General features: G+C 56.3%; 22 protein-coding genes, 1 tRNA gene and 4 pseudogenes. 14 read left to right on the forward strand and 13 right to left on the reverse strand.

Annotation, left to right across the window (positions count from 1 at the left end; translation table 11 throughout):
- The first annotated feature begins 170 nt into the window (after positions 1–170).
- The 6 genes and pseudogenes from AC0L7U_RS04900 (at position 171) to AC0L7U_RS04925 (ending at position 5,048) form a co-directional block, all read left to right on the forward strand.
- Positions 171–971, forward strand: coding sequence for a delta-class carbonic anhydrase (locus tag AC0L7U_RS04900; RefSeq protein WP_473694255.1), 801 nt, complete (start codon positions 171–173; stop codon positions 969–971).
- A gap of 177 nt (positions 972–1,148) precedes the next feature.
- Positions 1,149–2,767, forward strand: a pseudogene (gene pgi / locus AC0L7U_RS04905) (glucose-6-phosphate isomerase).
- 294 nt (positions 2,768–3,061) lie between these two features.
- A complete protein-coding gene (locus tag AC0L7U_RS04910; protein WP_473694257.1) occupies positions 3,062–3,331 on the forward strand; it encodes a bacteriocin in 270 nt (89 codons plus the stop codon).
- Between the two features lie 57 nt (positions 3,332–3,388).
- Positions 3,389–3,658, forward strand: coding sequence for a glycine zipper domain-containing protein (locus AC0L7U_RS04915; protein ID WP_473694258.1), 270 nt, complete (start codon positions 3,389–3,391; stop codon positions 3,656–3,658).
- An 85-nt stretch (positions 3,659–3,743) separates the two neighbouring features.
- A complete protein-coding gene (locus AC0L7U_RS04920; RefSeq protein WP_473694259.1) occupies positions 3,744–4,019 on the forward strand; it encodes a hypothetical protein in 276 nt (91 codons plus the stop codon).
- A gap of 153 nt (positions 4,020–4,172) precedes the next feature.
- Complete coding sequence (locus tag AC0L7U_RS04925) at positions 4,173–5,048, forward strand: SMP-30/gluconolactonase/LRE family protein (protein WP_473694260.1); 876 nt, start codon at positions 4,173–4,175, stop codon at positions 5,046–5,048.
- A 122-nt stretch (positions 5,049–5,170) separates the two neighbouring features.
- Here AC0L7U_RS04925 and trhO read toward each other — a convergent pair whose 3' ends face one another.
- Positions 5,171–5,953 carry an oxygen-dependent tRNA uridine(34) hydroxylase TrhO gene (gene trhO, locus AC0L7U_RS04930; RefSeq protein WP_473694262.1) on the reverse strand — a complete coding sequence of 261 codons (783 nt, stop codon included), beginning with the start codon at positions 5,951–5,953 and terminating at the stop codon, positions 5,171–5,173.
- A 418-nt stretch (positions 5,954–6,371) separates the two neighbouring features.
- Between trhO and AC0L7U_RS04935 the strand changes: the two are divergent.
- Positions 6,372–7,678 (forward strand): annotated as a pseudogene (locus AC0L7U_RS04935) (MFS transporter).
- A gap of 112 nt (positions 7,679–7,790) precedes the next feature.
- Here the strand turns inward: AC0L7U_RS04935 and AC0L7U_RS04940 are convergent.
- The 9 genes and pseudogenes from AC0L7U_RS04940 to AC0L7U_RS04980 all read right to left on the reverse strand — a co-directional run bounded on the left by AC0L7U_RS04940 (position 7,791) and on the right by AC0L7U_RS04980 (position 12,890).
- Positions 7,791–8,126 (reverse strand): RebB family R body protein, encoded by a 336-nt coding sequence (locus tag AC0L7U_RS04940; protein WP_473694264.1) that lies wholly within the window; start codon positions 8,124–8,126, stop codon positions 7,791–7,793.
- 269 nt (positions 8,127–8,395) lie between these two features.
- Positions 8,396–9,178 carry a hypothetical protein gene (locus AC0L7U_RS04945; protein WP_473694266.1) on the reverse strand — a complete coding sequence of 261 codons (783 nt, stop codon included), beginning with the start codon at positions 9,176–9,178 and terminating at the stop codon, positions 8,396–8,398.
- Positions 9,175–9,639 carry a hypothetical protein gene (locus AC0L7U_RS04950; RefSeq protein WP_473694268.1) on the reverse strand — a complete coding sequence of 155 codons (465 nt, stop codon included), beginning with the start codon at positions 9,637–9,639 and terminating at the stop codon, positions 9,175–9,177. Before AC0L7U_RS04950 ends, AC0L7U_RS04945 begins: the two co-directional genes overlap by 4 nt.
- 162 nt (positions 9,640–9,801) lie before the next feature.
- Positions 9,802–10,161, reverse strand: a complete 360-nt coding sequence (locus AC0L7U_RS04955) for a hypothetical protein (protein ID WP_473694269.1) — start codon at positions 10,159–10,161, stop codon at positions 9,802–9,804.
- Between the two features lie 88 nt (positions 10,162–10,249).
- Positions 10,250–10,798 (reverse strand): hypothetical protein, encoded by a 549-nt coding sequence (locus tag AC0L7U_RS04960; RefSeq protein WP_473694271.1) that lies wholly within the window; start codon positions 10,796–10,798, stop codon positions 10,250–10,252.
- Positions 10,799–10,834: 36 nt separating this feature from the next.
- Entirely contained in the window at positions 10,835–11,092 is a 258-nt protein-coding gene (locus AC0L7U_RS04965; RefSeq protein ID WP_473694272.1) for a RebB family R body protein, read from the reverse strand.
- A 213-nt stretch (positions 11,093–11,305) separates the two neighbouring features.
- Positions 11,306–11,923, reverse strand: a complete 618-nt coding sequence (locus AC0L7U_RS04970) for an RNA polymerase sigma factor (protein ID WP_473694274.1) — start codon at positions 11,921–11,923, stop codon at positions 11,306–11,308.
- A 291-nt stretch (positions 11,924–12,214) separates the two neighbouring features.
- Positions 12,215–12,663, reverse strand: a pseudogene (locus AC0L7U_RS04975) (RrF2 family transcriptional regulator).
- A gap of 151 nt (positions 12,664–12,814) precedes the next feature.
- Positions 12,815–12,890: transfer RNA gene (locus AC0L7U_RS04980), tRNA-Lys, on the reverse strand.
- 654 nt (positions 12,891–13,544) lie between these two features.
- On the opposite strand from AC0L7U_RS04980, the gene AC0L7U_RS04985 reads away from it, so the two are divergent.
- From AC0L7U_RS04985 to AC0L7U_RS05000, 4 genes are all read left to right on the forward strand, one after another.
- A complete protein-coding gene (locus AC0L7U_RS04985) occupies positions 13,545–15,320 on the forward strand; it encodes an acetolactate synthase 3 large subunit (RefSeq protein ID WP_473694276.1) in 1,776 nt (591 codons plus the stop codon).
- A 12-nt stretch (positions 15,321–15,332) separates the two neighbouring features.
- Positions 15,333–15,908, forward strand: coding sequence for an acetolactate synthase small subunit (gene ilvN, locus AC0L7U_RS04990; RefSeq protein ID WP_473694278.1), 576 nt, complete (start codon positions 15,333–15,335; stop codon positions 15,906–15,908).
- Between the two features lie 131 nt (positions 15,909–16,039).
- Positions 16,040–17,284: a phosphoglycerate dehydrogenase gene (serA, locus tag AC0L7U_RS04995; protein WP_473694280.1), complete on the forward strand. Its 1,245-nt coding sequence runs from the start codon at positions 16,040–16,042 to the stop codon at positions 17,282–17,284.
- Between the two features lie 220 nt (positions 17,285–17,504).
- Positions 17,505–18,251: a pyridoxine 5'-phosphate synthase gene (locus AC0L7U_RS05000; protein ID WP_473694282.1), complete on the forward strand. Its 747-nt coding sequence runs from the start codon at positions 17,505–17,507 to the stop codon at positions 18,249–18,251.
- A gap of 29 nt (positions 18,252–18,280) precedes the next feature.
- Here AC0L7U_RS05000 and AC0L7U_RS05005 read toward each other — a convergent pair whose 3' ends face one another.
- From AC0L7U_RS05005 to AC0L7U_RS05015, 3 genes are all read right to left on the reverse strand, one after another.
- The gene (locus AC0L7U_RS05005) at positions 18,281–19,081 is read right to left on the reverse strand and encodes a matrixin family metalloprotease (protein WP_473694284.1); all 801 of its coding nucleotides are present in this window, start codon (positions 19,079–19,081) and stop codon (positions 18,281–18,283) included.
- Positions 19,082–19,361: 280 nt separating this feature from the next.
- Complete coding sequence (locus AC0L7U_RS05010) at positions 19,362–19,811, reverse strand: siderophore-interacting protein (RefSeq protein ID WP_473695664.1); 450 nt, start codon at positions 19,809–19,811, stop codon at positions 19,362–19,364.
- 14 nt (positions 19,812–19,825) lie between these two features.
- The gene (locus tag AC0L7U_RS05015) at positions 19,826–20,164 is read right to left on the reverse strand and encodes a siderophore-interacting protein (RefSeq protein ID WP_473694285.1); all 339 of its coding nucleotides are present in this window, start codon (positions 20,162–20,164) and stop codon (positions 19,826–19,828) included.
- 284 nt (positions 20,165–20,448) lie between these two features.
- On the opposite strand from AC0L7U_RS05015, the pseudogene AC0L7U_RS05020 reads away from it, so the two are divergent.
- From AC0L7U_RS05020 to AC0L7U_RS05030, 3 genes and pseudogenes are all read left to right on the forward strand, one after another.
- Positions 20,449–21,095: pseudogene (locus tag AC0L7U_RS05020) on the forward strand (TetR/AcrR family transcriptional regulator).
- A gap of 70 nt (positions 21,096–21,165) precedes the next feature.
- Positions 21,166–22,185, forward strand: a complete 1,020-nt coding sequence (gene ilvC, locus AC0L7U_RS05025; protein WP_473694287.1) for a ketol-acid reductoisomerase — start codon at positions 21,166–21,168, stop codon at positions 22,183–22,185.
- A gap of 281 nt (positions 22,186–22,466) precedes the next feature.
- A complete protein-coding gene (locus AC0L7U_RS05030) occupies positions 22,467–23,630 on the forward strand; it encodes a GGDEF domain-containing protein (RefSeq protein ID WP_473694289.1) in 1,164 nt (387 codons plus the stop codon).
- The last annotated feature ends 203 nt before the right edge of the window (positions 23,631–23,833 follow it).

Here is a 23,833-nt window from a genome sequence, read left to right on the forward strand (position 1 = left end):
CTTAAGGCATCATTGTTAAAATGACCAAGTATTAAACCGAAAGTAATTTATAATACTGTAAAATATAACAGTAATAATTCTGATAAATAAAATATATTCATAATATTTTAAATATTTGAAAATCTCATAAATAAAACAAAAGATCATGCCCGTTCTTCCGGAGACGAAATATGCATTTTTCGAGCGTCACTGCTTTTGGGATTGCCCTTGCCCTGGTTTTTTCAGCAACACCGTCTTCAGCCCAGTCACTTTGTACTGGATTTGGCCCACAAACACCTCGCGATATTGCTCAGCACGCGGGCGAGAACAAACGCATTTTCTCTGCGGCACCAGCAGCCGAAAAGCTCAATCTCTGCAACATCCATACTCATACCAACGCCGAGCACAAGGCACCCGGGTTCTCGATATATGCAGGCCCGGGAGAACACGGCGGCTACAAATGCAATGGCACGGGAAACCTGACGCCGGCCGAGCTGGCCCCGCCGAAGCATGGGGCCGAAGCCTTTCATGGCGTCAAGCCCGGCGATACGATCGAAGTTCACTGGGTCTACACATCTTGCGCCGCCAAGCCTGGCAAAGGTCTTGGATCCTGCCTCAGTGATAGCTGTGCCAATCCGGAATTGCGCGTGGAAGCGCAGGCTTTTCTTGTGGTGAATAACCCAGACGCTCTCAATTTTATGGATTACGTCTATCAGGGCAACATGGCCAACGGTCTGTACCAGCCCCTGAAGCTGCCCACTGGCACGGGCACACCTGTTGAATTTGCAGGCTCCACCACAGGCCCCAGCTACACTCAACAGAAGTGCTCCCCTCTTCAGGTAACCTGGAGCGTGCGCCCACAATGTGCAAAACTGGATATCAACTCGCTCCAGGTCTGGGCAGCTATGGGTAACGTCTTTCAGGAAGACCATTCCCACGGCGTCCGACAGCTTGTGACCGCTCCGTCACTCCTGTCGCAAATCGCTGATTGATTTCACTTTTGTCCGGGCCGATGCAGCCGCAATGGCCCGGATAAAGCCAAATGAAATTTCAGTCCCTCTTGTCCTCCCCTTCCGACACCTTACGTGTTATTCCCTTGGCGCAAGTTGTTCCGACGCGCGGCATCGCCGGCTCAGTCGATTATTTTTGAAAGGGAAAAACTCATGGCCCTGTCCACCGCTCTCCAGAAACTCACCGATCATGCTTCGACGCTGAAAACGCAGTCTCTGCGAGATCTGTTTGCTACAGACCCGGACCGGTTTGCGAAGTTTACGGCGCGCACCGACGACATGCTGCTCGATTTCTCCAAGAGCTTGCTTGACGAAACTGCACTGTCCCTGCTGATTGAACTGGCGGAAGAGCGCGGCGTCGCCAAGCGCCGGGATGCAATGTTTGCCGGCGAGCGGATCAACACGACGGAAAACCGGGCCGTGCTTCATACAGCCCTGCGCAACCGCTCCGACAAGCCCGTCATGGTGGATGGCAAGGATGTCATGCCCGACGTTCATTCCGTGCTGGATGCCATGTCCGATTTTTCTGATGGTATTCGCTCCGGAGACATCGTGTCGTCGTCTGGCGATCCTTTCACCGATGTGGTCAACATTGGCATTGGCGGCTCGGACCTCGGACCGGTCATGACCACGCTGGCACTCGCTCCCTATCATGACGGGCCGGAGCTGCATTACGTTTCCAACGTTGATGGTGCCCACATTGCCGACACGCTGGCCCAGCTCGATCCCTCGACCACACTGATCATTGTCGCATCCAAGACGTTCACCACCATCGAGACGATGACCAACGCGCAGACCGCGCGCGACTGGATTTCCTCGACACTTGGCGAAAAAGCCGTTCCGCATCACTTTGCTGCGGTCTCGACAGCTCTCGAAAAGGTAGATGCTTTCGGCATTCAGGCTGATCGCGTTTTCGGGTTCTGGGACTGGGTCGGCGGACGCTATTCAGTCTGGTCCGCCATCGGTCTGCCGCTGATGATTGCCGTCGGCCCCGATGCCTTTGCCGAGTTCCTCGACGGCGCACACGCCATGGACACACACTTCGCCGAAGCCCCTTTGCGCGAAAACTTGCCTGTTCTGCTTGGCCTTGTCGGCGTCTGGAACCGCAATGTGCTGAAACACAGCGCCCGCGCCGTGCTGCCCTATGACCAGCGTCTGTCGCGTCTGCCTGCCTACCTTCAACAACTTGACATGGAATCAAACGGCAAGGGTGTCACCCATGCCGGCGAACCTGTTGACGTCGACACTGGCCCGCTGGTGTGGGGGAACCTGGCACAAACGGCCAGCACGCCTTCTATCAGTTGCTGCACCAGGGCACGACCGTCATTCCCTGCGAGTTCATCGTTGCAGCCAATGGCCACGAAGAAGACCTCAAGCATCATCACGAAATGCTGGTTGCCAACTGTCTCGCACAGTCCGAAGCCCTGATGCTGGGCCGCACGCGGGATGAAGCCAAAGCTCTGCTCAAGAACAGCGGTCTTGACGAGGCAGAGGTGGACCGCCTGACGCCGCATAAGATGTTCCCGGGCAACCGCCCGTCGCTAACCATTGTTCACGACAAGTTGACCCCGTTTGCGCTCGGCCGCCTGATCGCGCTTTATGAGCACCGCGTCTTCGTGGAAGGCGCCATCTGGGACATCAATTCGTTTGACCAGTGGGGCGTCGAACTAGGCAAGGAACTGGCGACAGCGCTTTTGCCCATGGTGCGCGGTGAGACAAGTGCCAAGGACAAGGATTCCTCGACACAAGGCCTGCTCAAGGAACTGACCGGTCATTGATCGGCATTTTCCCGATTAAGAACAATCGGCCTCGGCGTTTCAAACGCTGAGGCCTTTTTTGATCTGACGCCTGCTCGCCTCTCAGGGACTGAGTTGGACCATCTCCTAAACCTTTTTTAACTCTCTCACGTTTGGCCGGAACCAACCTCGATACCGCACGTTGTAAAAAGCAAGACGGGGGTGTCGGCAAAGATAATTTGCAGATCTCTCGCACACCGGCAAAACCGGTGACACGCGGACGATGGCGAATGTTCTTCAACGTTTCCGCTCCATAAACTGATCCGGGAGATACCGATGAAAAAGCTTTTTATTGTAGCCATGGCCCCTCTTTTCCTCGCAGCTTGTCAGTCTGACAGCCAGAGCGACCGCGCCCTTGTTGGCGGCGGCCTCGGCGCAGCAACAGGTGCGGCAGTTGGCGCAGCAACAGGTGGCGGTGCTGGTGCAGCGCTTGCAGGTGGCGCGATTGGTGCAGTCGGCGGCGCAGCCATTGGTGCCTCAACGACTCCAAAGAATTGTACTGCATATGACCGTCATGGTCGCCCTTACGCAGTTGCTTGCCGTTAAGGCTATAAGTGTGCTTTGATCAGCTGGGCTGATCATTTCATTTGACGAGGACCTAAGATGAAAAAGTTGTTTTTGCTCGGTGTAGCAGCAATGCTGCTGGCTGGCTGTCAGTCTGATAGCCAAAGAGACCGCACCTTGGTTGGTGGCGGTCTTGGGGCAGCGACCGGCGCTGTTGTGGGCGCAGCCACAGGTGGTGGCGTTGGTGCCGCTCTGGCAGGTGCTGCAATCGGTGGTGCCGGTGGCGCGATCATCGGCTCGGCAACGACGCCGAAGAACTGCACCGCACGTGACCGTCACGGTCGCCGTTACGCGGTTGCTTGCCGCTAACAGCGGCTAGTCAGAAACAACAAGCCGACAAAAGGCCAGTCTCGTTGTAAAGTGCGATGATTCTGAAACTGATCGGAACATCGTCATGCGGATCATGATCCTTGCAATGGGGCTGGCACTTCTACTCTCGGGCTGTGTCGCAAACACGGAAAGCCAGAGAGACAGAATGCTGATCGGCGCAGGTCTTGGCGCTGCCTCAGGCGCAGCGCTCGGAGCTGCCATCGGGTCCACTGGTGGAGCGGCGATTGCCGGAGCTGCCGTTGGCGCTGTTGGCGGCGGATTGATCGGGGTTATCTCGACGCCGCGCAACTGCATTGCCCATGATCAAAAGGGCCGTGCCTACCGGGTGCGCTGCCCCTGATCCAAATGGCAGGCCAACACATTGAGAAACACGAAAGGGCGATCGACACACTGTTTGAGGTGGTTGGTCGCCCTTTTTCCTTTGTGTTTCAGTCGACCTTGGACGCAAAGCACGTTATAGTCCGGCGGCGAAATTATGCCCTCGGAGTAGATAGTGTCTTTTCAGATCTCTCGCTTAACCAACGAGACCTACCAAACTGGTGAATGTCCAACATGGGACGAGGAGCACCAGCTTCTCTATTGGACCGACATTCCGGGCCGAACACTTCAAGTCATGGATTGGGAGACCCGCAAGATCTCCTCATTTCCGCAAGAGAATGAGGTCGGTTGTTTCGGCCTGACCGATGATGGTCGCCTCATCCTCGGGATCTGGGACAAGGTCGTTTACCTCGATCCCAAGACCGGCGAGAAGCAGCATCTGGCTGATGTTGAAACAGATATCAGCCACACGCGCATCAATGACGGCAAGATTGGCCCTGATGGCGCGTTCTGGCTCGGTACGATTGACAATAACAAGCCGCGTGAGGCTGTTGCCAACCTGTATCGCATCGATGCCAGTGGCCATGTCGCTCATATCCGCAGTGACTTACAGGCCTCCAATGGTCTTGCCTGGTCTCCGGATGGTACCTGGATGTATCACTCTGACAGCGGCCCCGGCTGGGTAGAAGCCTATAGCTTTGATCCGAAAAGCGGCGCTCTTGGCTCTAAGATGCTGTTTGTCCAGCAAACGGACGAGAGTGGGCGCCCGGATGGTGCGACCTGCGACATCGACGGCAATTACTGGAGTGCAGGCGTCTCAGCTGGCGTGCTGAATTGCTTCAGCCCGGATGGCAACCTGAAACACGCCATCGATCTGCCGGTCGACAAACCGTCGATGCCTTGCTTCTGCGGGCCAGACCTGGATCAGCTCGTTGTAACGACCATCCGCCCCGGCGATGTTGCTGCCGACGATCCTGCGGGCAGCCTGTTGCTGGTGGAAGGTCATGGCACCAAAGGCACGACAAGCTATCGGTTCAAGACCTCGGACTGAGGTCAAAGCCCTTTCACGGGCTTGCAGCCAGATTGCTCAACCTCTTGAAAGCGCTGCATTTGCAGCGCTTTTTTGTTAGTCAAAACAACAGCGACAGAGAACGAACCGTCAAACCAGAAAAATCAATCGTAATCCGTATCATCGTTGATGATGTGCTTGGCTTCCTCCGGAATCCACTCACCCCAACGCGGCTGCAATTTGTGATCCACCGACACGCGGTCATCGAAGACGAAACATTCGCCGTGCCACAGACTTTGCTCTTCCGGCACTTTCTCAAGGTAATTCAAGATACCACCTTGCAGATGATAGACCTCTTCAAAGCCTTCGCGCTTCAACAGAGACGTGGCCTTTTCACAGCGAATGCCACCGGTACAGAACATCGCAACCTTGGGCTTGTCTTCCAGTTCCATGGCTTGATGCACCCAGTCCGGAAACTCACGGAATGACTGCGTCTTGGGGTTCAGCGCACGCTCAAAGGTTCCGAAGGCGTATTCATAGTCGTTACGCGTATCGATTACCACGACATCAGGATCCTGGATCAGGGCATTCCAGTCTTCAGGCTGTACATAAGTTCCAACCGTCTCGTTCGGATCGATCCCATCGACGGCCAGACGCACGATTTCCTGCTTCAGCCGCACCTTCATGCGCTTGAAGACCGGCCGCTCACTCCAGGCTTCCTTGTGTTCAAGCCCGGCCAGACGCAGATCTGCCTTGAGATAGTCGAGCATTTCGCGCACACCGGCTTCCGGCCCGCAGACAGTCCCGTTGATGCCCTCACTGGCCAGCAAGATGGAGCCGCGAATATCGCGCTCCTGACAAAATGCCTTGAGTGGATCACGAAGAGAAAGATGATCCTCACCAAGCTCGGCGAACTTGTAGAGGGCGACAATCAGGATCTGGGGCATGCTACTCGTCTGTCGGTGCGTTCGTGTCGATGCGTGGGTGAGTTGGTCAAGGCTTATAACGCCGGAAACCGGGTTGTGAGAAGTCCGGAAATATCCCAAGTCCGTCTATGTCGCATTTTTTCCTGCCGAAGACACACGAAGTGGCTGCCGGATGATCATCGCAGTTTTCCTCAGCCTCAGTCCGAAAACGCATAGCAAGATCGAAAATGTCGCAAAATGCATCACTTCACGCATTATCAGGAAAGAAAAATCATAAAATTCGACAGGAAATCACTTTTCCGTGTGTTTTTGGGGTTCATTCCTCCGTGTCTTTCCTCTAAGAGACCAGTTCCATCTTGAATGACATGCCACAGGATACGCCTCTTTTTGTCAGCGACGATCCTGTGTGCCTCCCTTAGAAAAAAGTCTGAGACATTCCATGACTGACACGGCATCTTCCCTGTCGTCCGGCGCATCGTCCACAACGGGCCCGGCCCATTCGCCCTGGCGCATTCTGATTGCCAGCCTCGTCGGCACGACTATCGAGTTTTTCGATTTCTACGTGTATGCCACTGCGGCTGTGCTGGTGTTCCCGCATCTGTTCTTTCCGAACTCCGACGGCACAACGGCTATTCTCCAGTCCTTTGCGACCTTTTCGATTGCGTTCTTCGCACGTCCGATTGGTGGCGTGATCTTTGGCCACTTCGGCGACAAGATCGGCCGCAAGGCGACGCTGGTTGCCGCCCTTTTGACCATGGGCGTGTCGACCGTCGTCATCGGCCTGCTACCATCTTACGCCTCCATCGGCGTGTGGGCTCCGTTGCTGCTGGCACTTTGCCGCTTTGGCTAGGGTCTGGGCCTTGGTGGCGAGTGGGGGGGCTGTGTTGATGGCAACCGAAAACGCGCCGGAAGGCAAGCGCTCTTGGTATGCCATGTTCCCTCAGCTTGGTGCGCCCATCGGCTTCATCCTCTCCACCAGCACGTTTCTGCTTTTGGGGGCATTTCTCACCGACGCCGACTTCATGGCCTTCGGCTGGCGCATTCCGTTCCTGGCCAGCATCATTCTGGTCATCACCGGCTTGTATGTGCGCCTGACCATTAGTGAGACCCCGGAATTTCGGAAAGCGATGGAAAAGCAGGAACGCGTTGAAGTTCCTGTCAGCCGCATCTTGTCGTCGCACAAGCGCAGCCTGTTTCTGGGCACCTTCACGGCCCTGTCGACCTTCGTTCTGTTCTATCTGATGACAGTGTTCCTGCTGTCCTGGGGCACGCGCGAGCTTGGCTACTCCCGTGAGCATTTCCTGATGATCCAGATGGTCGGTGTGGTGTTCTTCGGCTTGCTGATCCCGACGGCTGGCAAATTGTGTGATGTCTTTGGCCGCCGCCGCGTGCTGCTGCTGACCTCGCTTGCAATCATCGTCTTCGGTCTCTTCCTCGGGCCGCTTCTGACGAGCGGGCTGACCGGAACGCTGTTCGCAGCGATTGTCGGGCTTGGTTTGATGGGGCTGATCTATGGCCCGATCGGCGCAGCGCTCGCATCCCCCTTCCCGACGGCGGTGCGCTATACCGGCGCATCGACCACATTCAATCTGGCTGGCATCTTCGGGGCGTCCCTTGCGCCCTATATCGCCACCTGGCTGGCGACAAGCTACAGCCTGAATTATGTCGGGTATTACCTGTACCATCGCCGGCGTCATTTCCATGCTCTGCATGCTGGCACAGAGCGACAAGGAACTGTCCTCCTGATCCCAGCGAGGACTCGATAAACAGACATGCAGGGTCGCAGCGACAAATCGCTGCGACCCTTTATTGTTGTTGTTATTCAAGTTGATGGGCCCCGTGCACGCGGGCAGACGCCTTAGCGACCAGAATTCTGGCTGAAGGCGCTCAGGACACTCAACAGACCCGTCATGTTGTCCGCAACACCCGTCTGACCGACCTTTTCGCTGGCACCCGCAACCGCAGTGGTGTCCAGGCTGTAGATCTGCATCACACCCTGGTTCACGGCAGCCTGTGCCAGAATATTCTGCTGCTGCTGCGCAGCAACCGCATTTTCGAACAGGACACCTGTCGAATGCGCCATGGACTGGTACAAGGTTCCCAGCGCCATGGCTGGGGCTTCCCCGACGACCTTGACGTTAGACTGGGTGACAGCATCCGTAATCATTGAAGAAACCGTTGCAGGTTCAGCCATTTCTACACTCCTCGAAGCTACGCCAGCCTCAGCGCTGGCATCAGACATTCAAAGGACGTCCCCACCTAGCAAGTGTGACGCAGACCACCACATTTTTCCGATAGATTTCAAAAAGGCCTGCTTCGTCTGGCACGTCCGGGTTGTGAACGCAGGAAGCCCGCCTGCTCCGACACATCGAAGCAAACGGGCAACACCGCCAAAGGCAGGCCGGCAAGATCATCAGAGACATGCACCGGCCCTAAAACAAAAACTCCAGTCTCAAATGTCCCTTACAAATCAGAGCGCCGCGCGGATGCTCCCGTGGTGCGATCACCAGTGGCTCCCGCCTCGGTCCTGGAAGAAGGATTTACCTGAGGATCCTCAGACCCTCCGGCCGCAGGTGGATGCACGTCTGCAACTGGCGCCGGGTCACCTGTTGCAGCCTGTGGTGGTTCGGGCGGCTTTGCGCCCATGCGCGTCTGGACCTCTGCCTCCACCATATTGCGGATCATCGTCATCATCGTGTTGAGCTGTGCGCCCACATCCGCTGAAGATTGCGCCCCCTGAACCCCCATGCCTTGCCCTCCGGCCAAACCAGGTTCCCGACGACTGACTGTCGAGCCGCCCTGTTCCTTCAGGGCCGCCATGATGCGGGTCACAAGGTCCGGATTCGCAATCAGCTCACTCAGCGATGCCTGCTGCTTCTGGATAGCGGTGATCATCCGGTCCGTCTTGCCATGCGCCTCACGCAACAGCCGATCAACAACCTTCAGCCCGTCATTATACGCTGCGGCGCTGTCTTCCTTCTGCTTGTAGATCTGGCCCGTAATCCCAAGAGCCACTGGCAAAGCCTGCTGGAAAGCGCGGTAATCCTCCTGCAACCGGCCAGCCTCCTGCTGCCCCTGCAACAATTCTGACAATAAATGCGCTGGCGTCGCATGTGTCGTGGGTCCCGTCGCGGGACTTGCCGCTTGAGCGGTGGCGGGACCTGCTCCCTCGCTGGAATGACCTGCCTCGGCAACACTTGACTGGCCCGGCATCCCTCCTGCCTGTAATGGTGTATCGCGTTTCATGCGCCCCTCCCTGCCAGTCGCCCTGCGCCCTGGCGCGTCCGCATGGTTCTCCCCACCAGGCGACCCGGAGAGGGCAATTGCCCCGCACTTGATGGCGACCGCGCGGCTCTCGCCAATCCGGCCAAGTCAAAATCCGACATCTCGTCATCACCAGCGGACATGCTTTCCGCACAGCGACCCGCTACGAACGCCTGCGTACGGGGGGCGGAAGAAGAGGATTGCAACGCAGATGGAGACGCCGCTCCCATGCGTCTCTCCTGGTCTATCGGCATATCCTGCAAGAGATCCGACAGGCAGGCGCGCGAAGTTGAAACCTCATTCAACAACCGCGTCAGAACTTCCTGACGAAACACCAGACGCTCTTCCGCATTTTCCAATTGCTGAACCTCCTGCCACAGCGCCAGAAATTCAAACAGAAGCCCTTCCAGATCCTCATACTGCTGTTCATTTGATGTTTGCATCGCCTCTGCCCTTTTGACCACTCTTGTCAGTGCTCCAAGCCCATTCGACCTCGACCAACAGACAAGGTTTCATCGTCGACGATCCGTCACCGGAACCGCCCTGCACATTCGTTTCCTTTTAAAATCTAGCGCGCCGGACTGAGGGCCCCGCGCTTGCGCCCGTCAGCGTTTGCGATTTCCGAAAATACGCTTCGCAATCGAAAGCAACGTTCGTCGCTCTCCCGTTTGCAGGCCAGCGGCCGCTTCTTGCAGATCCACAGCCCCGGCGGTCGCCCCCTTTTCAGCGGGTTCTGGTGTCGAGCTGTCCGGGTCAACACGCCCCGCCTCAGACCGCCCACCCAGAGCCGACGGCTTATGGTCCTCCGTCTCATCACACAGGATCAGGCCGGAGAGTCGCCAGCCGGTTCTGAGCGAAGCTCTGTTGGTGAGAGACGTGTAACCGGATAGCTGAAACATCCCGTCCATGCCGCCTCCGCACAAGAGCGTGCCAGAAGATCGTACGAAGATCGTCTTCAAGGACATCGGCTTGCTCCCTCCCTCTCTCACCCGCCCTATGCATCACCGCTTGATGGACAAGTCACCCGCGTTTCATTCCGGTCTTGAAAACATCTCAGCCATTCAAGTCCGACAGATCTGTTTTCGCGCTGGAGCCCGCAGTATTGCTGACATTTTGATAGACAGAAACCGCATCGCCTACCATTTTCTGGACAGCCCCCATCAACGGCGTTTCCTTTGGTGCATTCACTTCCGGATTCTCTGCGACTTTCTTGATGGCGACCGCCTGTGCGGCCACGGCGATCTGCATGATCGCATTCATGTATTGTTTCGCATCCAGCACGGCCAGCCCAAGACTTTCCCCGATCATCACACTCGGAGAAACAGCCGCCGCCTTTTCTGCATATCCATAGGTCTCGGAGTTGGAAAACTGCACGGCCTGGACGATTTGCTGATTCAGCGCACCAGTTGGTGGTGCGGACACTGTCTTTGCGGGGTCCGGCGCCGAGGCGGCGCCTGCAGCCTTTTTAGGGGCAGGAGCCGCCCCCAGCGACGGGCCGGAAGACGCAGCAGCATGAGACGGCGTCTGATGATGTGTTTCGGCGGCAGATCCCTTTGGCGGGCTGTCGTCCTCTGATGCGGTCTTGCCAAACCAGCCAAGCATGATCGGCCCTCCTGTTCAGATAGTTCTGATCTCTTGTTATTTGCTCGCACCGCCAGAAGCCCCACCAGACGGCTCTGCAATGTCCATGATCAACTGGCACGCCTTGGAAACCACGGCGGTCGTCAACTGGTTCATGGCCTGCTGACTGTGGACCGCGTTCTGGATCGACAATCCGGAAGCATGGCTGGCAACCTGATACAGGTTGGCCACGGCCTGGGCCGGCGCCTCTGCAATCACCTTGACGTTTGTCTGGGTCACCGCATCGGTAATCTGGGAATTGACACTATCAGCCATGGCTTCATCCTGTGCGTTATCGTTGGTATGTCAGGCCCTGTCCCGGATCTGCCGGAAATGCCTGAACCCACTCAGACAACAGACCCGGTAAATCCTGTATTCTCGTGTGGCCGCCGACCCATTTCCAGTCACCGCCAGTGACCCCAGATCAGGGCTTTTCAGGCAAGGAAGACTCCGCCAAGCCGCCACAGTGTCTCTCGTTCTCTGGACGCCTCACCCGGCCAGTCGTGACAAGCTGGCGACCCAATGAGAACTGCCGTCGTCTTCGCCGGCTTCAAGAATGATCTCGCGCAGGTAGGCCCGCAAATGCTGTACCCTTTTGCGCGCAAGAACATCGGTAATCTGAAGGGCCTTGGCGATGTCGCGGTAGCTCATTTCATCGCAAAATCGCATTCGAAAGATCTGGCCGAACTCGTCCGGCAGGTTATCAACCAGCTCGATGACGGACCGCAATCGCTGTTGCTGGTAGAAAATCTCATCCTGTGCCGGACGTTCTGTGCCCTGAAACATCTCGTGCAAAACAGTTTCGCCGTCGGCACTCGCATCGCGCAGTTGCCGTTCGGACCGCAAACGCCGCAATCGGCTGATGTGCTCATTCTTCATGGCAAACAGCAAAAAGGCGCGAGGCTCCCGAATTTCGGTGTCATTCTGTTGCACATGACTGACCGCCTTGATCAGCGTTGACGACAGAAGATCCTCGGCATCTTCCCGATTGCCCTGTGTCAGGCGCAGGGCGCGACGCCGCAAGACCACTGCATCCTCAACCCAGCTCATCCATATTCCGGTGGCAGCAGATTTGGCCCCGTGCCTCGCTTTGATGTCATCACTCACGAAACCAATCTCCCTTCCCGACCGAGATGTCCGGCTTCCTGTCATTCAGGACGTGGAGGCACACCCTCTGTGAATTAATTCTTGGGATTTTTTTCCAGATTGCCGGTTTTGAAAGGTGGGCCTGCACGTGCGCATGTCTCTTCCCCCGACACCCCGGCCATCTGATCGCACCTTACTCAACACAGAGTTTCACAAGCACAACCAAACAACAACCATCAGTTGCAATCACATTTTCAGGAAACAGACAAAGACAGGTGCGAAGGCAATACCGCGCACATGGAAGCACTCGGATTAGCCTTGCACATCCGCACGATGTGCGGCGTGTCGCCGAGTAAAATCTTGCGCCAGATCGGACAGGGAAATTTCGCCAAACCGCTTAAGAAGCAGGTTTTCAGCCTCAAGAAACGCATCATCAAGTGCCGCATTGACCGATTGCTCAATCACAGGCACTCCGGTGTCTCATTGCGATTCCCGATAGCGAAGACGGCAGGTTCACCCAACGCAGCATGCAGCTGCGCCAGCGTCACAGATGACAGATCTGCCATAATACGCCAGCCCCCCGACTGTCCCCGATCAGAGGCAACAATGCCTGCCTTGCGCAAGTAGCCCATGGTGCGGCGAACAACCACCGGATTGGCGCCAAGACACAGCCCCAGTTCATCCGATGTCATCGGACCATCACGCTCCGCCATGTGCAAAAGGGCATGCAGAACGGAGGAAAGGCGACTGTCTCTTTTCATATCACTTTTTTGGTGTCGGAAAAGACGGCTGTCAATAAGGGGCGACGGCTAAAGACCGTATCCGGAGGCTTTTCATGAAAACATCAGCCATGCCGGAATCATCGCGCCGAAGCGCGTATTACTGATTTGGAGGAAACATCGAGGGAAAGAATGGTGGGTGCACGGGGATCCGAACCTAGGACCGGCTGATTAAGAGTCAGCTGCTCTACCAACTGAGCTATACACCCATCTTTCGCACCGGGGCGAACCCCGATGTGCGCCTCAGCGCGTCGATGAGCGGTGTATATAGCTGGCTATTTTGGAACGCAAGCCCCCTGTTCTATTTTCTTGATGAAAATACAACGCTTGTGGGGAAAGCCTCATCCCGCCGATAGTCATGGCGGTTTTCCGAGCAGTTTTGGCCGCTTACACGGCGGACGCGTAATTTTCAAAAACATCCGACGCTAAAAAGGAAATATATGAAATTTCGCCTTGACCCTTTAGTCTGGTCTGACTAGTGTTCGGGCACGATTGATGCATTGCAAAGCAGTTACAGCCGCTTCGGCTGGAGTTCCTTCGCATTTCACCAATCTTGTGTTTTTGGAAACCCGTTGAGCTGAACAGAGGCTATCTCTGATGTCGTTTGCAAACATTGTGCTAGTCGTAGGAATGCGCGCTGCCGCCTCGGGTTAATCTCCGACGGTAACAGGTAAGCGCGCACATAGGTCCCAACGGGGCCTTTTTTTATGCCTATCTATTGTTGCCGTCAGAGCCACCCGCGCCTCGATCTACGATCTGTTACAACACACATCAGGGAAGACCCCTTGATCACAGGATCAGGTCCGATCAAACAAGGAAGCGAAAGTTTCCGCCAATCGGACCTCAATGCAAGGAAGACAGGAATGACTCGGGAGATGACCGGCGCTGAAATCGTCATTGAAGCGCTGAAAGACCAGGGTGTCGACACGATCTTTGGCTATCCGGGCGGCGCAGTGCTTCCCATTTACGATGCCATTATCCAGCAATCCGGTCTTGAGCATATCCTCGTACGCCACGAACAGGGCGCCGGACATGCCGCCGAAGGCTATGCACGCTCCACAGGGAAGCCCGGCGTATGCCTTGTAACCTCGGGTCCGGGTGCCACCAACATGGTGACCGCCCTGACCGATGCGATGCTGGATTCCATTCCTCTCGTTTGCATCTCCGGCCAGACCGCGACGCATCTGATCGGCACGGACGCCTTTCAGGAATGCGACACGGTTGGCATCACCCGCCCTTGCACCAAGCACAACTGGCTGGTGCGCGATGTGGATGATCTGGCGCGGGTTCTGCATGAAGCGTTCTATGTTGCCACATCCGGCCGTCCGGGTCCGGTCGTCATTGACATTCCGAAAGATGTTCAGTTCGCCATGGGAACCTATCAGGATCCCAACCGCAACATGGCCAATGAGCACAAGAGCTACCGCCCGCAGGTCAACGGCGACACGGCCGCCATCCAGAACGCCGCCGAATTGATGGCCAAGGCCAAAAAGCCGGTCTTTTATACCGGCGGCGGTGTCATTGCCTCGGGCGACGAGGCCTCAAAGCTGCTGCGCGAGTTGGTTGCGACCACAAACTTTCCGATCACCTCGACGCTGATGGGTCTGGGCGCCTATCCGGCATCGGGTGAGAACTGGCTTGGAATGCTGGGCATGCATGGCACCTATGAAGCCAACATGACCATGCATGACTGCGACCTGATGATCTGCATCGGAGCCCGCTTCGATGATCGCATCACCGGGCGACTGGATGCCTTTGCCCCGAACTCGACCAAGATCCATATCGACATTGACCCATCTTCGATCAACAAGATCGTCAAGGTCGACCTGCCGATCGTCGGAGATGTGGCACATGTGCTGAAGGAGCTTCTGGCCGCGTGGAAATCCGCAAGCCTGACAGCGGATGCAGAGGCTAAAGACTGGTGGACCCAGATCAATGCCTGGCGGGCACGCAAGTCCCTCTCCTATCGTCCAAGCAGCGACATCATCATGCCGCAGTACGCCATCGAGCGCCTGTACGAGCACACCCAAGGCCGTGAAACCTACATCTCGACCGAAGTCGGACAGCACCAAATGTGGGCAGCCCAGTTCTTTGGCTTCGAGGAACCCAATCATTGGCTGACGTCCGGTGGTCTTGGCACCATGGGCTATGGCCTGCCCGCCTGTATCGGCGCGCAGGTTGCGCACCGCGATGCTCTGTGCATCGACATTGCCGGCGACGCCTCGATCCTGATGAACATTCAGGAAATGTCGACAGCCGTTCAGCACAGTCTGCCGGTCAAAGTCTTCATTTTGAACAACCAGTACATGGGCATGGTGCGCCAGTGGCAGCAACTGCTGCATGGCAACCGTCTGTCGCATTCCTACACCGACAGCCTGCCCGATTTCGTCAAATTGGCAGAAGCCTACGGCGGCGTCGGCATTCGGGCACAAAAGCCGGACGAACTAGACGATGCCATCGAAGAAATGATGGCCGTTAATGATCGGCCTGTGATTTTTGATTGCCGCGTTGCCAATCTTGCCAATTGCTTCCCGATGATCCCCTCGGGCAAGGCCCACAACGAAATGCTGCTGCCGGACGAAGCCACGGATGAAGCCGTTGCCAATGCCATTGATGCCGCTGGCAAAGTTCTTGTCTAAGGATTGAAACAGATGAATGCCAAGCTCAACCCGACTGCCCCATCCATCTATTTCATGGCGGAAGTCAGCGACACCATCGAACGTCACACCCTGTCGGTTCTGGTCAACAACGAACCGGGCGTGCTCGCGCGCGTCATTGGCCTGTTCTCTGGCCGTGGCTACAATATCGACAGTCTCACCGTGTCGGAAACAGAACACGAGAAGCACCTGTCGCGCATCACCATCGTCACCACCGGCACACCGATGGTGATTGACCAGATCCGCCACCAGCTGGAACGACTGGTGCCTGTGCATCACGTCACCGACCTGACCGTCGAGGCACATCTCAACAATCAGGAAAAACCTCTGGAACGAGAGTTGGCCCTGGTCAAGGTGATCGGAAAAGGCGAGCGACGTCTGGAAGCGCTGCGCATTGGCGAAGCCTTCAATGCGACCGTTGTGGATGCCTCGATCGAGCATTTCGTCTTCGAAATCCGGGGCCGTTCATCCCGCGTCGAGCAGTTCATCTCCGTGATGGGCGACCTTGGCCTGGTTGAGGTTTCCCGCACCGGCGTTGCCGCCCTGCAGCGCGGCGCCACCACTCTTTAGCCCCGACGGCTCCTGTCTCTACGACAGGAGCAGTGGACGCGCTGCGAATCCCATCGTATATGACACCGGCAAAGGACTGCCGGTGCCGGCGTCCTGCAAAATTGCTTCGCAAGACACAAAGGCGGATTGCCATGACCCACGGTCTGTCCCGACCGAAGAACCAGATCTGCTGGCTGCTGCTGGAGGGCATCTCACCCACCGCAACCGCAATTCTGGAGAAAAACGGCTACGACAACGTCAAGCTGTTGACCACTGCCCTCGACAAGGATGCCTTGATCGAAGAGCTTCAGGGCGTTCAGATGCTTGGCATCCGCTCCCGCACACAACTCACTGAGGACGTGCTGGAAGCCGCCAAGTCGCTTGTCGCCGTTGGCTGTTTTTCCGTTGGCACCAATCAGGTTGAACTGGAGGCTGCCTCCAAGCGCGGCATTCCGGTGTTCAACGCACCGTTTTCCAACACCCGCTCGGTTGCAGAACTGACGATTGCCGAAGTCGTCATGTTGATGCGCGGCATCTTCCCGAAATCGACGGGTGCCCACAACGGTGTCTGGAAGAAGTCCGCCAGCGGCTCGCATGAGGTGCGTGGCAAAACGCTCGGCATTATCGGTTATGGCAACATTGGCACTCAGCTTGCCAATCTCGCCGAAGCGATGGGCATGACGGTCTATTTCCACGACCTGACCGACAAGCTGAAGCACGGCAATGTGCATTCGACCGAAACGCTGGACGAATTGCTTGCCATGTCCGACGTCGTGTCGCTGCATGTGCCTGATACCCCGGAAACGCGGAACATGATCCGCGCCGAGGAAATCGCCAAGATGAAGCCTGGCGCTTATCTGATCAACAATGCCCGCGGCAAGGTGGTCGACATCGACGCGCTTGCAGCGGCGTTGAAATCAAAGCATCTGGCTGGCGCTGCCATCGACGTGTTCCCGAGCGAGCCGAAATCGAACTCCGACGAGTTCCTCAGCCCGCTGCGCGACTTCGAAAATGTCATCCTGACGCCGCATATCGGCGGATCCACCGAGGAAGCCCAGTCGCGTATTGGCGAGGAAGTTGCCAAGAAGCTGGTGGAATATTCCGACGTTGGCTCCACCGTTGGAGCCGTCAACTTCGCGGAAGTGCAGTTGCCCAAGGGCGGCAATGTCACACGCTTCATTCAGGTGCACCACAATGCCTCTGGCGCAATCCGCATGTTGAACGATCTGTTTGCCAATCACAACTTGAACATCTGTGCCCAGTACCTGCGGTCCTACGGCGAGATGTCTTATGTTGTGGTGGATGTCGACAGTGAAAACGTCAATGGCGTTCAAATCCTGGAGCAGATCCGCGCTCTGCCGAATACGGTTCGCGCCCGCTTGTTGAACCGGGTTTAAATCTGCTTCGCGCGTCGGCTGGCGCCCGCACCGACCCCTGAAAGCCCCTCGTGACCAGCCGTTGCGAGGGGCTTTTTTAGGCGCATCACAGGGCCGCTGCGTCACACGTCTGCGCTATGCGCATCGCACCGCTTTCCCGTTTGACAAACGGCGCGTTTGCGAGAATGTTGGCGCTCCTGCCCTTCACCCCTTGCACGACTGCAAACGTGGACCTCGACCGATGACTTCTTCTCGCCTCTCCGTCAATGTCAATGCCATCGCCATGTTGCGCAATCGTCGTGACTTGCCCTGGCCCAGTGTCACCGGACTGGCCGCCATCGCCATGGAGGCAGGCGCCAAGGGAATAACCGTGCATCCGCGCCCCGACGAGCGTCACATCCGCAAGTCTGACGTGTTCGACCTTGCCGAGTTGATCGAAGACCGGTTCCCCAACAAGGAACTGTGCCTCGAAGGCTACCCTTCCGATGATTTTCTGAAGCTGGTGGAAGAAGCGCGCCCGGAACAAGTGCTGTTCGTGCCGGATGATCCGACGCAGCAGACCTCCGACCACGGTTGGCAGTTCAACAAGGACACGGCCTTGTTGGAAAATGCCATTGCAGCGGTGAAGGACTGGGCCATTGCGGTGTCACTGTTCTGCGACCCGGACGAGCACGCTCCGGCGCATGCAAAGCGCCTTGGTGCAGAGCGCATAGAGATCTACACTGGCCCTTACGGCGCCTGCCATGACGACGCAGATCTGGCCGCTCGCGAACTGGCCAAGGTTGTTGCAACTGCAAAGACTGCGGATGCGTTGGGCCTTGGCGTCAATGCCGGGCATGATCTGACGGTGGAGAATATTCCAGCCCTGATCAAGGTCGCGCCTTTTATCCGGGAAATGTCCATCGGACATGGGTTCACCGCCGACGCCCTGATTTACGGCTTTGCGGAAACCGTTCGCCGTTTCCGTGGCGCCCTCGGCGAAGTCTGACCCTCCATCAGCGGTGATCAACCAACGATCTATTGTGCAGCAACCCGCCGAAGTGCTGGGCCGTACAGGCGCGAAGCACCGCTCCTGTCCCCCGGCTGCAAGTCGGCCAGGGCTTCGTTGTATTTGAAATACATCATCTGCCCCGGACGCGAAGGGTGATCCAATCCGATGGTGTGACCGATCTCATGCAAAAAGGTATACCGCAGATCGTAGGCTTTCGGGTCACCATCAAAGCCAACCTTCCAGTGCCGTTCCGGGTTGAGACAAACGGCAGCAGAGCGGATCGACCTGATGCCTTTGGACATTTTCTGTGTGGAGACGTCGGGACGAGGGCCAGCTTGTGACAGTGCCCTACGGCTCTCGGAGCGTGTTGTCTTATCCCTTTGAGCAAGCGCGCGAGCGCCCTGCCCCTCTTTTTGATCCGGCTCTTTAGGGCGCTGCTCGTAGCTCAAGGTTGCAAAAGCGGCCCCGCGCGGCACGGCCTGCGCACCTATGAGAATATTGGCGACCCCCTGATCCTGAATTTCACGGAATGACACCCCGGCAACATCGCTCCATCTGGCGAAAGCACCAACTGCCTGCGCCCGAACGACGGCAAGAGATACGCCCGACCTTTTGGCCAATGCATCCAGAGGAACCATGGCCCTGCAATTGATTGCATCGGGATCGTTAAACGGACTTGAGACAAACGCGTAGGTCACCTGCGCGGCCCAGCCCAACTCCGGCTGGCCCCATTTGACCAAATGGCCGTCGAGACGCAAAAGCCGGTAGGGGCTAGCGGCGGCCACCTGCATCGACAGCGCAAGCGACACGGTGATCAGGCCGATCAAAGGTCCCAGAGACCTCAGACCAAAGGACCTGATTGTGCTGGGACAAGAGACGCGGCTCACCGTTCGCGTTCTCACCCCAGTCGTTTCGAGAAAGATGTGGCTGTCCAAAGGCGGCATCCTCTTTCGCGTCAGTCAAAAGGGTCAAGGATCAAATCTCGCAAGAAAAGATCAAATTTCCCTTTCAGGATGACACGAAAGAACAAACAACCAACTTGGATAACCGCCTAAATCAGATGAGATGAACAGCAAATAATGTTCAAACCTGCTGAAATTACGATCATTACCCAGCGAGACCTTCCCGTTTCGCCTGTTGATGCTCATCTTCGACAAGGCCAATTTTCCAGTATCCGGAAATATAGGCGTCGGTTTTGTCGAGGTGGCGTTCCTGCAACAGATGCATCCGTAAGTCGCGAATCACACCGCTCTCGCCTGCCACACAGGTTTGCACGCGACCAGCGGGCCATTGCATCGTCTTGATGAAATCAATCTGCTTTTGAGACCGCACATGAGGGTCGTCATGCACCAGCCAGTGCACCTCAATACCGTCCGGAACGTCGATTGACTGACGATCATCGTCGGAGAGGATTTCAAGCACTGCAACCCCGCGCGCGTCGCGCGGCATCGCTTCAAGACTGGCGGAGGCCACCGGAAGGGCTGCCATATCTGCTGCAACGAGATACCAGTCTGCGTGAAATTCCGTCAGCTTGGGCGCGCCGTATCCAAGAAACACCAAAGGCGTGCCCGCTACGGCGTCCTGCGCCCAGCGCGTGCCTGTAGTCCGATGGCTCCATGCGCAACGAAGTCAATGTCCATCTCCAGCTTTTCACGACGGAAGTACCGGACTGTGTAGGTGCGAACCGGATGCACTTTGCCCTTGGGGCGACCTTCGGCATAGAGCACCGACAATGCCGCTACATCCTCACCGGCGTCCGGAAAGGCAAGTTTGCAATGCGCGCCTTCCTGTCCATCCGGAAAAGCTGCAAGCCCTTCGCCGGTCAAGGTCACGCGGATCATATGGGGTGTGATATAGCTCGTTGATTTAACGGTCAAAACAATGGGATTTGGACGCTTTTTATCGGCCATGAGATATCCTTTCATGAATATTTTACTCACATTTACTCCCTTCACGCTTATTTGGAAACCTTCAAGTACCAAAAATCAGAAATTCAATGTCGTGTTCAATCGGACAGCCTTTCACCGGACCGGTAACGGCCACAAATTGGCGCCTTGAGAGGAAGTTTTCCAATATCAGCACATTTCATCACGCCAGGCTCTTGACCCCTCGCATAACTTCGCGCATAAGGAACCGTACCGTACGGTACTAAAATTATATTCGACGGCCTTACAAGGCTCACAGACGGTTGACGATTTTGGCCCAAGTTGACGAAACAGACGCGCTGCAAATAGACTTCACGCCCCGCCAAGAAGCGGTGCTGGAATGCGCTTTGCAGTTGCTCGTCAGTGGTGGCGAAAAGGCCCTGACGACCGCTGGACTTGCGCGCGCAGCAAGCTGCTCCAAGGAAAGCCTCTACAAATGGTTTGGCGACCGCAACGGCCTGTTGGCCGCAGTCGTCAGCTATCAGGCAAGTCAGGTCCACTTGCCCGCCCGCAACGGTGTCACACCGGATACAGACGCTTTCCGCCAGCTTCTGACCGATTTTGTCGAAGAACTCCTGTCCGTTTTGTTCAGCGACACATCCGTTGCGCTCAATCGCCTGTCCATTGGCCAATCAAAGACCCATGACAATCGCCTTGGACCGCTGCTGCGCGAGCGCGGCAAGGATTTGGTCGCACGCAAGGGCGAGATCCTTGCTGGAGACCGGTCGTCGTCGCGGTTTTCTGCGCTACGACAACACGCATGAGGCTTACGAGCTGCTCTATGGCACTGGCTGTGCGCGACACACATCTACGTCTTCTTCTGGGCGAAAACCTCGTGTTTGATCGCACCGCCATCAGGCACCGGGCAGAAGATGCCATTTCGGGTTATTTCAAGCTGCTGTCTGACACGGCCTGAGAACACAAAGAATTCCAGCAGGCAGTCCATGTGGCTGACCTTGCGGAGACAACGGGAGAAAGGAAAACCCATGCGAGTTTATTATGACCGCGATGCCGACGTTAATCTGATCAAGACCAAGAAGGTCGCCATGATCGGCTACGGATCTCAGGGCCGCGCCCATGCGATGAACCTCAAGGACAGCGGCGCGACTGACATCGTCGTCGCTCTGCGCGCAGGTTCAACCACCGCTCTCAAGGCAGAAGCCGATGGCTTCAAGGTCATGACGGTTGCAGAAGCTGCTGCATGGGCCGACCTGATGATGATGGCCACTCCTGATGAACTTCAGGCCGACATCTACAAGGACCACATCGCCGACAACATCCGTGACGGCGCGGCAATTGCATTCGCACATGGCCTGAACGTTCACTTCAGCCTGATCGAGCCTAAGTCGACCATTGACGTGCTCATGGTTGCTCCAAAGGGTCCTAGCCACACTGTGCGCAGTGAATACGAAAAAGGTGGCGGCGTGCCATGCCTGATCGCTGTTCATCAGGATGCGTCCGGCAATGCCCATGATCTTGGCTTGTCCTACGCCTGTGGCGTTGGCGGCGGTCGCTCGGGCATCATCGAAACCACCTTCCAGGAAGAGTGTGAAACCGACCTCTTCGGCGAACAGGCTGTTCTTTGCGGTGGCCTCGTTGAACTGATCCGCGCGGGCTTCGAAACATTGGTCGAAGCTGGTTATGCACCGGAAATGGCCTACTTCGAGTGCTTGCACGAAGTGAAGCTGATTGTCGACCTGATCTACGAAGGCGGCATCGCCAACATGAACTACTCCATCTCCAATACGGCAGAATGGGGTGAGTATGTCACGGGCCCGCGCATCATCACCGACGAAACCAAAGCTGAGATGAAGCGCGTCCTCAAGGACATTCAGAGCGGCAAGTTCACGTCAGACTGGATGCAGGAATACAAGGCTGGTGCTGCAAAGTTCAAAGGCACCCGCCGCATGAACGACAAGCATCAGATCGAGGAAGTTGGCAAAAAGCTGCGCGGCATGATGCCTTGGATCAAGTCCAACGCTCTGGTTGACAAAGCCAAAAACTAACATTCTGCGAGAGGTGGGCGGCTCACCAAAAAAGCAGCCCCCACCTGTGCAAAAACCTTTCAAGCATCGAAAGCGGCGTCATATTTGGCGCCGCTTTCTCTTTGTCTGCAAGACCTTGAAAAAACTGAGCGAATTTCCAAACGACTTGTTTACCCTTCAGGGTAAGAGTGTTTGCTATCCATGATGTACCGTTTTATGGCACTTTAAATCTGGCGTCATTTCGGTTGGACCCATTTGCCTGCCGTTTACCAACGACATTGCGAGCCAAGAGACGCGCCTACATGAGCAACCCTTCGCTTTTTCTACTCAACGCTCTGATCTGCGGACTCTATGCGGCCTCCTTTGCCTCAGCCTTCTATGGCAAACAATTTTCGCGGCTTTACTGGCAGAAAATGGTCATGGCCTTCTCCTGTCTGGGGATCGCTTTCTTCATTCTTGACCTGCAACTCATTTCCGACAATCCACTGATCTATTATGTCCGCGGTGGCTGGGCCATGATCTTCGCGATGACGCTGTTTCGCTCCGCAGCGCGCGAGTTCAATGGCACATCAGACACGACGCTAACGCTTTTTGCGCCCTCGATCTTCGCCATTGTCGTCCAGAGCATCACCATGATGATCGGGCGCAACGACATCGGCTACATCATCCCCAATCTGATCGAGGCGTATCTCGGTTTCGGAACGGCTTACGAATTCTGGCGCGGACGCAAGGACGGGCTTCATTCACGCACAGCGCTGATCGTGACCTTTGCTATTCTCGCCCTCAATTTTCTGGTCCGGGTTTTTCAAGGCGTCTTCACAGATCTGCATCTGACCGCGAACCAATATTTTCCCGATGACGCATTGCTGCTGATCAATCTGACCATCGGTCTATTGGTCATCACCATGCTCGGCGCCTTCTCCCTGTCCATGTCCTTTGAGCAACTGGCAGATACGCAAAGGGAGAAAGCTCTGCGTGACCCCCTGACCGGCCTCTACAACAGGAGGAAATTTTCCGGTTGCCTCGAAAAGATGCTCAACACGGACGCCCCTTCCCCTTTTGCCGTAATCCAGTTCGATATTGACCATTTCAAAAGCGTCAATGATCGCTATGGCCATCAGGGCGGCGACGAGGCACTTCAGATCTGTGCAGAGGAAATGGAAAAACACATGCGCAGCGAGGATTGTCTTGCGCGTCTAGGGGGCGAGGAGTTTGCTCTGCTGATGCCCAATGTCAACATGGCGCAGGCCGAGGCCTGTAGCAAAGCCATTCTCGATGCCGTTGCCGCCATTCGGCCCCCCTTTGCCGATACGGACTTCCGCATTACTTTGTCGGCTGGAATCTATCACGGCACGGGCCAGAACATGACGCTGGACGACATTTTACGGCGTGCAGACACCTTGATGTATCAGTCCAAGATGGCGGGCCGAAACCGCATTTCAACGGAAGACGCCTCAGCGGCCTGATCACAATCGGCGCCCCCCTTTTGGCCAATGAAGGCAGGCTGACGCTTGGGCTTGCGTCCTCAGGGAACATGAAACGGCTCGCCGGTTTGCAGACCCCGCATCACTGAGAAACATAAAAACTTATCAAGAAATACAATTAGCTACATAGAATTCCAAAACCATCTCAAAGGTGCAAAAACACAAAAACCTGACAAAATCGCCTA

This window comes from Roseibium sp. 10G30-5, assembly GCF_055809635.1.

What these genes read in the sequence shown, in the direction of transcription:
- AC0L7U_RS04920 (WP_473694259.1), top strand. Translation starts at nt 3,744, where the DNA reads ATGCGGATCATGATCCTTGCAATGGGGCTGGCACTTCTACTCTCGGGC.
- AC0L7U_RS04985 (WP_473694276.1), top strand. Translation starts at nt 13,545, where the DNA reads ATGACTCGGGAGATGACCGGCGCTGAAATCGTCATTGAAGCGCTGAAA.
- AC0L7U_RS04940 (WP_473694264.1), bottom strand. Translation starts at nt 8,126, where the DNA reads ATGGCTGAACCTGCAACGGTTTCTTCAATGATTACGGATGCTGTCACC.
- AC0L7U_RS05015 (WP_473694285.1), bottom strand. Translation starts at nt 20,164, where the DNA reads ATGGCCGATAAAAAGCGTCCAAATCCCATTGTTTTGACCGTTAAATCA.
- AC0L7U_RS04955 (WP_473694269.1), bottom strand. Translation starts at nt 10,161, where the DNA reads ATGTCCTTGAAGACGATCTTCGTACGATCTTCTGGCACGCTCTTGTGC.
- AC0L7U_RS04960 (WP_473694271.1), bottom strand. Translation starts at nt 10,798, where the DNA reads ATGCTTGGCTGGTTTGGCAAGACCGCATCAGAGGACGACAGCCCGCCA.
- AC0L7U_RS04910 (WP_473694257.1), top strand. Translation starts at nt 3,062, where the DNA reads ATGAAAAAGCTTTTTATTGTAGCCATGGCCCCTCTTTTCCTCGCAGCT.
- AC0L7U_RS05030 (WP_473694289.1), top strand. Translation starts at nt 22,467, where the DNA reads ATGAGCAACCCTTCGCTTTTTCTACTCAACGCTCTGATCTGCGGACTC.
- ilvN (WP_473694278.1), top strand. Translation starts at nt 15,333, where the DNA reads ATGAATGCCAAGCTCAACCCGACTGCCCCATCCATCTATTTCATGGCG.
- AC0L7U_RS04900 (WP_473694255.1), top strand. Translation starts at nt 171, where the DNA reads ATGCATTTTTCGAGCGTCACTGCTTTTGGGATTGCCCTTGCCCTGGTT.
- ilvC (WP_473694287.1), top strand. Translation starts at nt 21,166, where the DNA reads ATGCGAGTTTATTATGACCGCGATGCCGACGTTAATCTGATCAAGACC.
- AC0L7U_RS04950 (WP_473694268.1), bottom strand. Translation starts at nt 9,639, where the DNA reads ATGCAAACATCAAATGAACAGCAGTATGAGGATCTGGAAGGGCTTCTG.
- serA (WP_473694280.1), top strand. Translation starts at nt 16,040, where the DNA reads ATGACCCACGGTCTGTCCCGACCGAAGAACCAGATCTGCTGGCTGCTG.
- AC0L7U_RS04965 (WP_473694272.1), bottom strand. Translation starts at nt 11,092, where the DNA reads ATGGCTGATAGTGTCAATTCCCAGATTACCGATGCGGTGACCCAGACA.
- AC0L7U_RS04915 (WP_473694258.1), top strand. Translation starts at nt 3,389, where the DNA reads ATGAAAAAGTTGTTTTTGCTCGGTGTAGCAGCAATGCTGCTGGCTGGC.
- AC0L7U_RS05000 (WP_473694282.1), top strand. Translation starts at nt 17,505, where the DNA reads ATGACTTCTTCTCGCCTCTCCGTCAATGTCAATGCCATCGCCATGTTG.
- trhO (WP_473694262.1), bottom strand. Translation starts at nt 5,953, where the DNA reads ATGCCCCAGATCCTGATTGTCGCCCTCTACAAGTTCGCCGAGCTTGGT.
- AC0L7U_RS04945 (WP_473694266.1), bottom strand. Translation starts at nt 9,178, where the DNA reads ATGAAACGCGATACACCATTACAGGCAGGAGGGATGCCGGGCCAGTCA.